The organism is Brevundimonas sp. UBA7534, from assembly GCF_002479325.1.
In the GTDB taxonomy this organism is placed as follows: domain Bacteria; phylum Pseudomonadota; class Alphaproteobacteria; order Caulobacterales; family Caulobacteraceae; genus Brevundimonas.
Genome location: NZ_DLMO01000181.1, coordinates 23,683 through 35,066, shown reverse-complemented (window position 1 = coordinate 35,066; position 11,384 = coordinate 23,683). Strand labels below are relative to the sequence as shown.

General features: G+C 70.6%; 11 protein-coding genes. 4 read left to right on the top strand and 7 right to left on the bottom strand.

Features of this window, described 5'->3' with window-relative positions:
- Positions 1-1,370, bottom strand: a 1,370-nt coding sequence (locus tag B2U11_RS15275) for an OPT family oligopeptide transporter (protein WP_292073007.1), incomplete at its 3' end; no start/stop codon positions are given.
- A 133-nt stretch (positions 1,371-1,503) separates the two neighbouring features.
- On the opposite strand from B2U11_RS15275, the gene mutM reads away from it, so the two are divergent.
- Genes mutM through B2U11_RS15260 form a run of 3 tightly spaced genes read left to right on the top strand, consistent with a single transcriptional unit; the run spans position 1,504 to position 3,789 of the window.
- Complete coding sequence (gene mutM / locus B2U11_RS15270) at positions 1,504-2,364, top strand: bifunctional DNA-formamidopyrimidine glycosylase/DNA-(apurinic or apyrimidinic site) lyase (RefSeq protein ID WP_292073006.1); 861 nt, start codon at positions 1,504-1,506, stop codon at positions 2,362-2,364.
- 4 nt (positions 2,365-2,368) lie between these two features.
- A complete protein-coding gene (locus B2U11_RS15265) occupies positions 2,369-2,851 on the top strand; it encodes a hypothetical protein (RefSeq protein WP_292073005.1) in 483 nt (160 codons plus the stop codon).
- Positions 2,852-2,895: 44 nt separating this feature from the next.
- Positions 2,896-3,789: an alpha/beta fold hydrolase gene (locus tag B2U11_RS15260; RefSeq protein WP_292073004.1), complete on the top strand. Its 894-nt coding sequence runs from the start codon at positions 2,896-2,898 to the stop codon at positions 3,787-3,789.
- A gap of 146 nt (positions 3,790-3,935) precedes the next feature.
- Here the strand turns inward: B2U11_RS15260 and B2U11_RS15255 are convergent, their stop codons facing one another.
- Genes B2U11_RS15255 through B2U11_RS15240 form a run of 4 tightly spaced genes read right to left on the bottom strand, consistent with a single transcriptional unit; the run spans position 3,936 to position 7,325 of the window.
- Positions 3,936-4,238 carry an endonuclease domain-containing protein gene (locus B2U11_RS15255; protein ID WP_292073003.1) on the bottom strand — a complete coding sequence of 101 codons (303 nt, stop codon included), beginning with the start codon at positions 4,236-4,238 and terminating at the stop codon, positions 3,936-3,938.
- The gene (recQ, locus tag B2U11_RS15250) at positions 4,235-6,181 is read right to left on the bottom strand and encodes a DNA helicase RecQ (RefSeq protein ID WP_292073001.1); all 1,947 of its coding nucleotides are present in this window, start codon (positions 6,179-6,181) and stop codon (positions 4,235-4,237) included. The genes B2U11_RS15255 and recQ overlap by 4 nt, the downstream gene beginning before the upstream one ends.
- Before the next feature lie 39 nt (positions 6,182-6,220).
- Positions 6,221-7,204, bottom strand: coding sequence for a complex I NDUFA9 subunit family protein (locus B2U11_RS15245; protein WP_292072999.1), 984 nt, complete (start codon positions 7,202-7,204; stop codon positions 6,221-6,223).
- Positions 7,197-7,325 (bottom strand): hypothetical protein, encoded by a 129-nt coding sequence (locus tag B2U11_RS15240; RefSeq protein ID WP_292072997.1) that lies wholly within the window; start codon positions 7,323-7,325, stop codon positions 7,197-7,199. The genes B2U11_RS15245 and B2U11_RS15240 overlap by 8 nt, the downstream gene beginning before the upstream one ends.
- Between B2U11_RS15240 and B2U11_RS15235 the strand changes: the two genes are divergently transcribed.
- A complete protein-coding gene (locus B2U11_RS15235) occupies positions 7,320-7,751 on the top strand; it encodes a DUF488 family protein (RefSeq protein ID WP_292072995.1) in 432 nt (143 codons plus the stop codon). The genes B2U11_RS15240 and B2U11_RS15235 overlap by 6 nt on opposite strands.
- A gap of 243 nt (positions 7,752-7,994) precedes the next feature.
- Here B2U11_RS15235 and B2U11_RS15230 read toward each other — a convergent pair whose 3' ends face one another.
- Together B2U11_RS15230 and B2U11_RS15225 are read right to left on the bottom strand one after the other, a co-directional pair.
- Entirely contained in the window at positions 7,995-9,947 is a 1,953-nt protein-coding gene (locus B2U11_RS15230; protein WP_292072993.1) for a M1 family metallopeptidase, read from the bottom strand.
- 64 nt (positions 9,948-10,011) lie between these two features.
- A complete protein-coding gene (locus B2U11_RS15225) occupies positions 10,012-11,268 on the bottom strand; it encodes a multidrug effflux MFS transporter (RefSeq protein WP_292073009.1) in 1,257 nt (418 codons plus the stop codon).
- Positions 11,269-11,384: the final 116 nt, after the last annotated feature.

Genomic DNA, 11,384 nt, shown 5'->3' with positions numbered 1-11,384 from the left:
ATGACGGCCACGGCGAAGACCACCGCCGTCACGATCAGGGCGAAGGCGATGATCGACGGATCGGCCGGCACGCCGGCGACGGCCATCACCCCCAGCATCAGCACCGAGGCGATGACGATGGCCAGGATGCCGACGCCCGACACCGGGCTGTTGGACGAGCCGATCAGGCCGGCCATGTAGCCGCAGATGGCCGCCACGGCGAAGCCGATCAGCACCACATAGACTAGGCCCCCGCCGACCAGCAGGACGGTCGATCCCGCCAGGGCCGGCGCGCTCTGGGCGAACCAGGCCAGCAGGCCGGCGATGCCGATCAGGCAGGCCAGCGACAGCCCGCCCACCAGCTTGATCGGCAGGTCCATCTCGGTCCGCTCCAGCGTCTCGCCGTGCGACCGGCGGGCGTTGGCGGCCAGGGCCGAGGTCAGCCCCCCGACCAGCGGCCCGGCCAGCTTCAGCAGGGTCCAGATGGCGGCGACGCCGATGACGCCCGCGCCCATGAAGCGCACCTCGCGGCTCCACACCGTCCCGGCCAGCTCCTCGGCGGACACGCCGGCCGGCAGGGTCGAGGCGATCGACGGGATCCCGTGCGCCGTCAGCCAGGCGACCGTGTCCGGGCTGGTCAGGATGGGCACGGCGATCGCCCAGGCCAGCACCAGGCCGAACAGCTGCGCCAGTCCCACGGTCAGGCCGATCAGGTGGCCGGCGCCCAGCAGGGCGAACTGCATGCCGAAACCCATGCCCGTGGCCCCGCCGCCCAGCGCGGCCGGCAACTTGAAGAATCGTGCGGCCTCTCCGGCGAAGATGCGGCCCGCCACCAGCAGAGCATAGCCGGCCGAGGCGGCGGCGCCGGCGACCACGACCCACAGGCCCGACTTGTTCTCGCGCACCGCGCTTTCGCTCTGTTCGGCCCCGCGCGAGCCGACCTTCAGCACCTCGGCGGCGGCGACGCCCTCGGGGTAGGGCAGGCCGCCGTTGACCACCAGGGCCCGGCGCAGCGGGATGGAGAAGGTCACGCCCAGCACCCCGCCCAGGATGCAGATCAGCACCGACTGCCAGAAGGGGAAGGACAGCCACCAGCCGATCATCACCAGGCCTGGCAGGACGAAGATGATCGAACTCATGGCCCCGCCGACCGAGGCCACGGTCTGGACGGTCATGTTCTCCCAGAGGGTCGAGGTGCGGAACGCCCGCAGGATCGCCATGGAGATCACCGCCGCCGGAATGGCCGAGGCGAAGGTCAGGCCCACCAGCAGGCCCAGATAGGTGTTGGCGGCGGTGAAGATCACCGCCAGCACGCACCCCAGCACCACGGCGCGGAGGGTGAGTTCGAGCCGCTTACCGCCCTTGGCGGCCGCGGCGTTTGCATCAGTCATCGGAAATTCCCACGGTTCGCGCCGACCGTAAGCGCATATTGTCGCAGGCGCCTAGAGGCTGATCGCCCCCTGCCCCTTGGCGCGCCGCCGCCGCGCCGCTGGATCGGCCCCGCCGGGCGCGCTAGGACGGGCCATGCCCGAACTTCCCGAGGTCGAAACCGTCAGACGCGGCCTGACGCCGGTGCTGGAGGGCGCGCGGTTGACCCATGTGCGGATCAACCGCCCCGACCTGCGCTTTCCCTTCCCCGAGCAGTTCGTCGAGCGGCTGGAGGGCACGCGGGTCGAGCGTATCGACCGCCGGGCCAAATATCTGCTGATGCCCCTGTCGACCGGGGAGACCTGGGTCACCCACCTGGGCATGACCGGCCGCTTCACCCTGGACGGCCGCCAGTTGGGCGAGTTCGAGGAACCGGCCCCCATCGCCGGCAAGCACGAGCATTTCAGCGCCTGCGCCGAACGGCCCGGACGCACCCGCATCGGCTTCGCCGACGCGCGCCGGTTCGGCTTCATGGGTCTGATCGCCACCGACGCGGTCGAGGCCCATCCGTGGTTCGCCGGCCTGGGTCCCGAGCCGTTGGGCAACGGCTTTTCCGGCGCGCATCTGGTGGAGGCCTTCGCCGGAAAGACACAGAACATCAAGGTCAGTCTGCTGGACCAGCGGATCGTGGCGGGCCTGGGCAACATCTATGTCTGCGAGGCGCTGTACCGCGCCCGCATCTCGCCCCGGGTCGCGGCTGGCGCGGTCTCGAAGGCGCGGTTGGAGCGGCTGGCGACCGAAGTGCGCGCGGTGCTGAACGACGCCATCGCGGCCGGCGGCTCGACCCTGCGCGACTTCGCCAACGCCGAGGGCGGACAGGGCTATTTCCAGCACCGCTTCGACGTCTATGGCCGCGAGGGCCAGCCGTGCCGGGGCGAGGGCTGCACGGGCGTCGTGCGCCGCATCGTCCAGGGCGGGCGTTCGACCTTCTACTGCCCCAGTTGCCAGAAACGGTGAGGCCATGAGCCTGCGCGAACGTCATCTGTGGATCGCCATCGTCGTCACCGCGGGCGTCTGGGGCCTCTACGGCTGGCGGCTGGTGTCGCACGTGGCGGCCGGCGACCTGAAGGGCCAGGGCTTCGCCGCCGACATGGGCGGCCTGTTCGTGCTGGGGCTGGTGCTCATCGCGGTCGGAGAAGGGGTCCTGACCCTGATCGCGCGTCTCGCGCCCCGTGCGCACGAGCGCGAAGGCGCCGCCGAGCGCCGGGCGGCCCTGACCGCCAGTCACGTCTCGCTGATGGCGCTGATCGGGCTGCTGTCGGCGGTGGCGGCGACCCTGTTCGTTTTGGGCCTGATCGGAGATCCCGTCCTGCGGCCCCTGCTGCGCTGGACCACGCCGGCCAATCTGCTCGTTCTGATCGCCAACGCCCTGCTGGCCTGCCTGGTCCTGTCGGAACTGGCGCGCTACGCCCTGACCCTGGCCTATCTGCGGACCCGACGGTGAACCGAGGTCAACCAATGGCCCCGATCCGGCGTTAGGTCGCCGCCATGTTTCGCCTTCTCGCCGCCCTGTGCCTGTTCATCGTCGCCGTCGCGCCCGATGGGGCGCAAGCCCAGGACCAGAGCCGCACCTCGCCGTTTCATTCGGATCGGATCATCGTGGAGACGCGCGGCAGCGGCCCGGACGTGATCTTCATTCCCGGCCTGGGATCGACCGGGGCGGCGTGGCGATCGACCGCGGACCGGCTGGACGACCGCTACCGGGTGCACCTGGTCACGCTGCGCGGCTTCGGCCAGACCGACATCGGCGCCAATGCAGGCGGCGGCCTGTCGGGGCCGGCGGCCAACGAGATCCGCCGCTATATCCAGACGCAGGGCCTCGGCCAGCCCGCCTTGATCGGCCACTCCCTGGGCGGGCAGATCGCGCTGAGGGTCGCCGCCGACATGGGCGAAGGCGTGGGGCGGGTGATGGTGGTGGACTCCTCGCCCTTCTTTCCGGCCCTGGTCGATTCGCGCGCGACGCCGGGCCAGGTCGAGCCGCTGGCGCGGCTGGGATACCAGGCCCTAATGCTGTTCGGGGACAAGGCGCTGGCGGGTCAGGTGTCGGCCCTGGGCGGCGACCTGGGACTGGCCGGCGACATGGTGTTCAACGGCCTGAACCTTCAGGGCGGCGACCGGCGGGTGCTGGCCCAGGGCCTGTATGAGGCGCTGACGGTCGACCTGCGCCTGCGGCTGCGCGAGATCACCGCCCCGGTCACGGTCGTCTATGGCTGGAGCCCCGACACGGGCAATCCCCGCAACCGGCTGGAGGGCCTCTACCGCTACGGCTTCGCCAACCTGCGCCAGCCCGCCCGGTTCGAGCGGATCGAGGGGGCCGAACACCAGGTGATGATCGACCAGCCGGACCGGTTCCTGGCCGTGGTGCGCCGCTTCCTTGCGTGAAGAATCTTCCCCCGCGGGCGGGGGAAGTGTCAGGTCGGGGCGCGAAGCGACGCGCCTGATGATGGGGGAAGTGAGATTACCGCCCTCATCGACCCTGGATCGGCTGCGCCGATCGACGGGCCACTTCTCCCGCAAGCGGGAGAAGATCACTGTCGCCGCGCCTCGCGGGCGATGTGATCGGTGACGCTGGCCAGATCGTCCAGCACCGCCCGGGCCGGTATGCGAAGCGTGCGGACGCCCTGTTCCATAAGGAAGGAGTCGCGGCGCGCGTCCTGAGCGGCGCGCCCCGGCATGGCGTGCGTCTCCCCGTCGATCTCGACAGCGAGACGGGCTTCGGCGCAGTAGAAATCCAGCACATAGGGCGGCAGCGGGTGCTGGCGGCGGAACTTCAGCCCCTCCAGCTGTCGTCCCCGCAGGGCCTGCCAGAGCTGCACCTCCGGCAGACTCATCTCGGAGCGCAGGTCGCGGGCGCGGTCGATGATGTCGGTGGGCGATCCTCCGGCGTCTCTTTGCGCGACAACGCCTCCAGCACCCCCTTGCCGTAGCGATCCAGCTTGGATTGGCCGACGCCGGAGACGGCGGCCAGAGCGGAGAGGTCCCCGGGCTCGGCGTGGGCGATCTCCATCAGGGTCCTGTCCTGGAAGATGACATAGGGCGGCACGTGCTGTTCGGCGGCGCGGTCGCGGCGCCAGGCGCGCAGGGCCTCGAAGCGGGCGCGGACGTCGGCCTCCATCGACTCCAGGGCGGCGTTGCGGCCCTCTCCGCTCCGGTCGCGGCGGCGCGGGGGGTCGGAGCGGACGGGGACGCGGCGCACCTCGATCCGCCGCTCGGCGCGATAGACGGCGCGCACGGCCTCGGCCTCGCCCAGCCCCACCAGGGGCTTGCCGTCGTTCGGGTCCTCCACCAGCAGACCCTCGAAAAGCAGGTGGTCGACGATGTCGCGCCAGCCGTTGGGCGACAGGTCGGCGCCGACGCCCCAGGTCGACAGCTGGGTTTCCCACGGCTGGACGTCCTTGGTGCGGCCGGTCAGGTGATCGACCACGCGGCCCCGACCGAAGCGACCGCCCAGCCGCTGGACCGCCGCCAGGGCCTTCTGGGCCGGAACGGTGGCGTCATAGAGCAGGGGCGGATCGGAACAGACGTCGCAGACGCCGCAGGGGGCCGCGTCCTGTTCGCCGAAGTAGCGACGCACCGCCTGGGGCCGGCAGACCGCGCCGTCCAGCATGGCGAACAGCTGGCGCACCTTGCGGACCTGAACCTGCTTGATCTCTTCGGCCATCGGGCGGCCGTCGAGACGACGCAGCGACCAGGCGATGTCGGACGGGCCGTAGAGGGTGATCCCTTCGGCCGGTTCGCCGTCGCGACCGGCGCGGCCGATCTCCTGCCAGTAGGCCTCCAGCGAGCCAGGCGGATCGGCGTGGATGACGAAGCGGACGTCGGCCTTGTCCACCCCCATGCCGAAGGCGATGGTGGCGACCATGACGGCGCCGTCCTCGGCCAGGAAGCGCTCCAGCCGGCGGTCGCGTTCGCGCGTGTCCATGCCGGCGTGATAGGCGATGGCGTTGGTCCCCGCGTCGCGCAGCGCCTGGGCCACGCGTTCGCAGCCGTCGCGGCTGCCGCAATAGACCACGCCGGACTTGCCGCGCCGCTCGCGCACCAGTTCGATGACGCGGGCGTCGGTGCGGGCGCGCGAGGCGTTGGGCTTGCGCTCGGCCGAGAGCTGCAGGTTCGGGCGGGCGAAGCTGTCGACGAAGACCCGCGCCCCCTCCAACCGCAGCGAGCGCAGGATGTCGTCGCGGGTGCGCGCGTCGGCGGTGGCGGTGACGGCGATGCGGGGCACGCCGGGAAAGCGCTCGGCCAGCAGGCCCAGATTGCGATAGTCGGGGCGGAAGTCGTGGCCCCACTGAGACACGCAGTGCGCCTCGTCGATGGCGATCAGGCTGAGCGGCAGTTCGGACAGCCGGTCCAGCATGGCGCCGGCCGCCAGGCCTTCGGGCGAGACGTAGAGCAGGTCCAGCTCCCCGGCCCGCGCGGCGCGCCAGATGGCCGATCGGTCGTCCAGCGAGACGCCGGAATCGAGGCGGGCGGCGGCGACGCCCTGCTGCTTCAGCGCCTCGACCTGGTCGGTCATCAGGGCGATCAGCGGCGAGACCACCAACCCCAGGCCGGGGCGCAGGATGGCGGGGATCTGGTAGCAGACGCTCTTGCCGCCGCCGGTGGGCAGCACCGCCAGGGCGTCGGCGCCGGACAGGACCTGGGCCACCACCTCGGACTGCAGGCCGCGGAAGTCGGCGTGGCCCCAGACCCGGGCCAGCAGGGCGCGGGCGTCGTCGAGGCCCGGAGCGGGGGGCGGCGTCAGGATCGGGTCGGGACGGGTCGAGGCGGAAGGCATCCTTTGGAGGCGCGAGGCCGGGCGGCGCCCGGCGCCGGGTCAGGCGTCGAGCGCGGGAAGTTGGGCGAACTGGCCGCCGGTGCGGTAGCGCCACAGATAGGACGGGGCGATGGCCTCCATCCCCGTCGGATGGACCACGCCCAGGTCGGCCAGGGTCGCGGCGCCCGGCGCGACGACATTGTCGACCTGAAGCATCAGCACCTGGTCGCGGGTCAGCGGCGGGGTCAGGCCGAACAGGCCGACCATCTCCAGCACGGCGCCCAGGGGGCGGGCGACGACGAAGGGGACGGAGGCCAGCAGGCGGTCGCGGCCGGTTTCGCGCTTCACCAGCTCCAGCACCTCGCGGAAGGTCCAGACCGAGGGTCCGCCCAGTTCGTAGGTCTGGCCCGCGGCCGCGCCCTGGACCACCGCGCGGGCGATCGCCTCGGCCACGTCGCCGACATAGACGGGCTGGAACCGGGTCTCGCCCCCGCCGATCAGCGGCAGGACCGGGCTGAAGGTCGCCATCGAAGCGAAGCGGTTCAGGAAGCCGTCGCCGGCGCCGAAGACCAGCGACGGGCGCAGGACCACCGCGTCGGGGTGGACGGCGCGAATCTCCTGTTCCGCCTGGGCCTTGGACCGGGCGTAGGCCGAGGGGCTGTCGGCGGCGGCGCCGATGGCCGAGATCTGGACCACGCGGCGGACGCCGGCGGCGCGAGCCGCCTCGGCGATGATGCGGGCCGCCTCGACGTGGATGGCCTGGAAGCCGCGGCGCTTGCCGCCGTCGTGCAGGACGCCGACCAGGTTGACCAGGGCGTCGGACCCCCGCAGCGCGCGGGCCACGTCGTCGGGATTGGTGACGTCGCAGCGCATGAACTGGATCTGGCCGGGGTCGCCCAGCGGCTGGACCTCGATGGCCAGGACCGGGTTACGCACGGCGACGCGGATGCGCCAGCCGCGACGGGCCAGGGCGCGCACGGCCTGCGACCCGATGAAGCCCGATCCTCCGAAGAGGGTCACGACGCCGGGGGCCAGGTCAGCCATTGGGAAAGCTCCAGTCGAAATCGGTGTCGGCGGGATAGACGATAGGGCGCCGCACCGCAACGCGGGCGTTGGCGGCCACGCTGGCGTTCGGGCCGCCCCGCCCCATCTGAGGTGAATGCAACTGTTCACCATCGGGTACGAAGGCGCGACCCAGGCCCAGGTCATCGACCGTCTGAAGGCGGCCGGGGTCGAGACCCTGGTCGACGTGCGGGCCGTCGCCGCCTCGCGCCGCGCCGGCTTCTCCAAGACCATCCTGAGCGAGAGCCTGAAGGCCCAGGACGTCGACTACGTTCATCTGCGCGGCCTGGGCACGCCCAAGGCCGGGCGCGACGCCGCGCGCAAGGGCCATGTGGCCGAGATGCGCGCCATCTTCGCCGATCACATGGCCGAGCCTCAGGCCCAGCTGGAGTACGCCCGGTTGAAGGCCCTGGCGGCCGAAAGACGCGTCGCCCTGCTGTGCTTCGAGGCCGACCACGCCGGATGCCACCGTGCGGTCCTGGCCGAGCGCCTGGCGCGCGAGGACGGAGCGACGGTGATCAATCTGTGATTTCAGACTCCGAGGGCGAAAAAGAGAGTCTGAATAGTCTGAATAGTCTGAAATCCGCGCCGCCCCGCCTTCCCCTCCCGCGCTCGTTTGCGGCGCGAGGGATCATCGCACGGTTTCAGGGCGTGCGAGGTCGATCGGTCCCGGCAGGGGCCAAGCCGTTGTTTTCCAAGCCGCCCGTTTCAGGAATTGGGATGGCGAGCGGAGGGAATGCGGGCGCCGCGCCCCCTCCGCCCTTCAAGCCCGTCAGGGTCGGCCGACCAGCGCGTCGACCGAACCGGAAGTGACCGGGTGATACAGCGGGCGCGCCTCGGCGTAGATGCGGCGCGCGATGGGGCGGCCCCAGTCGCCCTCGGCCCACAGGGTCTGGAACAGGGGCATGACGAACTTGCGCCGGCCCTGGCTGGTCAGGAACGTCTCGGCCGTGGCGACCGCAGGCTGATAGCGGTGGGCCAAGGCGATCTGCAGCCAGGCGAAGGTCAGCTCGCTGTTGCCCTCCTTCGCCAGGTTCAGGGTCGATTCCAGATCGGCCAGCTGGGCGTTGGTCAGCCAGTCGGCGCCGGCTCGCAGGCCGTCGGGCCGCCAGCCCAGGAAACGCTGACGCTGCTGGGTGTTCCAGTCCGCCCACGGAATGGCCGAAGCCGGTCCCTTGTCGCGGTAGAAGGCCACGGCCGCGGCGTCGACCGGCTCGAAGGCGTGCGACACCGGGGCGACGGCGTTGGACGGCAGGCCCGGCTGATAGACCCAGGCGTCCAGTTGCAAGGCGTTCTCCAGGGCGGGGTCGCCCTTGACCAGGTTGGCGCGGATGTCCTCCAGGAACATGGCGGTGGTCATCGGACGATAGGCGTTGCGATCGAAATAGCCGCGAAGCCAGGCGTCGAACCGCTCACGACCGGCCGTCTGCTCGATGGTGCGCAGGAAGGCGGCGCCCTTGTCGTAGGCGATGGTGCTCATGCCGTCGTCGGGGTCGCGGCCGGTCAGGTCCAGATGCAGCCGGTTGTCGGCCGCCGGCAGGGTCTTCAGCTCGTCCTGCAGCCCGTCCCAGGCCAGGACCTGCTCCTGCACGGCGCGGTCATGGCCGTAGAGGGACTCCATGATCCGGTTCTCGAAATAGGAGGTGAAGCCCTCGTTCAGCCAGAAGTCGTTCCAGGTGGCGTTGGTGACCAGATTGCCCGACCAGGAGTGCGCAAGCTCATGCGCCACCAACGAGACCAGCGAGCGGTCGCCGGCGATGATGGTGGGGGTGGCGAACGTCAGCTTGGGGTTTTCCATACCGCCGAACGGGAAGCTGGGCGGCAGGACCAGCAGGTCGTAGCGGCCCCAGCGATAGGGGCCGTAGAGCTTCTCGGCGGCGTCGACCATGGCGGCGGTCGGCTCCAGCTCCCAACGGGCGGCGGCCAGGCGGCTGGGCTCGGTCCAGACGCCGGTGCGTCCGTCGAACGGAGCGAAGGCCAGGTCGCCCACGCCGATGGCGATCAGATAGGGCGGGATCGGATTGTTCATCCGGAAGCGCCAGGCCTTCATGCCGTTTCCGACCGGCTCGCCCTGGGGCGTCAGGTGATCGGCGCTCATCACCACGGTCAGGTCTTCGGGCGCGACGATGCGGGCCGAATAGGTCTGGCGGATGCCGGGGCTGTCCTGGGTGGGGACCCAGGTGCGGGTCAGGATGGCCTGGCCCTGGCTGAACAGATAGGGCTTCTTCCCGCCCGCCGTCTGGGCCGGGGTCAGCCATTGCAGGGCCGCCGCGTCCGGCCGGGTGGAGTAGCGAATGGTGATCTTGCGCCGCTCGTTGGCGGCGAAGGCGGGGAAATAGACCGTCAGGGGCTGGCCCTTGATCGCGTCGTTGTCGCCGACGACGAAGCGCAAGGGACGCCCCTCGGCGTCGGTCACGTCCTGGATGTCCAGGTCGCGGATATCGAGGACGATCTCGTTGGCGCCGGGGACGGCCAGGATGTCCAGCGTCGCGGAGCCCGACAGGGTCTTGGCCTGGAAGTCGGCGGTCAGGTCCAGGGCTACGTCGACGACGCGGGCGATCTCGGGGTGGGCGTAGGTGTGGCTGTCGACGGCCTCGGGCCCGGGGGCGGGGGCGATGGCGGGCGGGATCATCGCGGCGCCTCCGGTCGGGGTGGAGCAGGCGCTGACCCCCAGGGCGGCGGCGAGGGCAAGGGCGGAGACGAGGCCGAGGGCTTTGCGCGTCATCGAGACTTTCATCCGGAACTGATCGAGAGGTCGGCCGGGAGAACGCGCGGAAACGGCGAAAAGATCAAGCCTCTGCGGCGGCCTTGGCCTTCGGCACGTGGTGGGCGCGGAACAGGCGGCCCTTCTCGGCGAACAGCACCATCGCCAGCGCAAGCAGGCCATAGACCGTCAGGCCGATCATCATCGGCACGGTGGTGCCATTGAACTGCTGGCCCACCGCGAAGCCCGCCAGGGAACCCAGGATGGTCGACAGGAATCCTTGAGCGGAAGAGGCGGTGCCGGCGATATGGCCCATCGGCTCCATCGCCATCGAGCCGAAATTGCCCGCCATCAGGCCGAAGCAGAACATGGTCATGGCCTGCAGCACCCCGAAGGTCCAGATCGACTCCACCCCCGCCATCGCCACGCCGGCATGAATCGCGGCGATGACGATGAAGGCGATCAACGCCGTGTGCGAGATCAGTCGCGAGCCCAGCCGCCCGACCAGGCGCGCGTTCAAAAGAGAGGCCACGGCGATGCCGCCGGCGATGGCGGCGAACACCAGGGGAAAGACGGACGGGGCGTGAAACACCTGGGAGAAGATCTGCTCGGCTGAATTGATGAAGCCGAACAATCCGCCCATCAGGGCGCCCATGGCCAGGGTGTAGCCCAGGGAGACGCGGTTGGTCAGCGCCTCGCGGAAACCGGCGGCGATGCGCGGCAGGCGGATCGGCTGGCGATATTCGGGATGCAGGGTCTCGGGCAGGCGCAGCAACGCCCACAGCATGACCGACAGCCCGTAGGCCATCAGAACGCCGAATATCCAGCGCCACGGACCAAACTGCATGATCAGGGCGCCGACCGAGGGGGCCAGGATGGGCACGCCCAGGAAGACCAGGAAGCTGAGCGACATGACCCGCGCCATGTCCCGGCCGCTGTAGCGGTCGCGCACGATGGAGACCACCAGCACCCGGGTCGCCGCGCTGCCCAGACCCTGGCCGACGCGGGCCGCTATCAGGGTGTCGAAGGTGGGCGCCAGGGTCGCCAGCAGGCTGAACAGCACATAGATCCCGACCCCCGCCATCAGGATCGGCTTGCGGCCGAAGCGGTCGGCCAGGGGTCCGTACGCCAGCTGGGCGCCGCCGAAGCCCAGCAGATAGGCGGTGACCACCCATTGGACGCCGTTGGGCGAGCGCACCGCCAGGTCCTGGCCGATGTGCGGCAGGGCCGGCAGCATGGAATCGATGGCCAGGGCGTTCATCGCCATCAGCGCCGCGACCAGGCAGACGAATTCGACGAAGCCGGGCTTCTGGACGGGGGCTGACGCGGCGGAAGGGGTCATCCGGGCCAGATGCGCCATGACCGCCCCGGTCGCAACCATGCACCGCGCATAAATTGCTGCAATGCAGCGAAATCACGATTGACCCGCCGACACCTCGCCATTGTCATGAAGCTTCG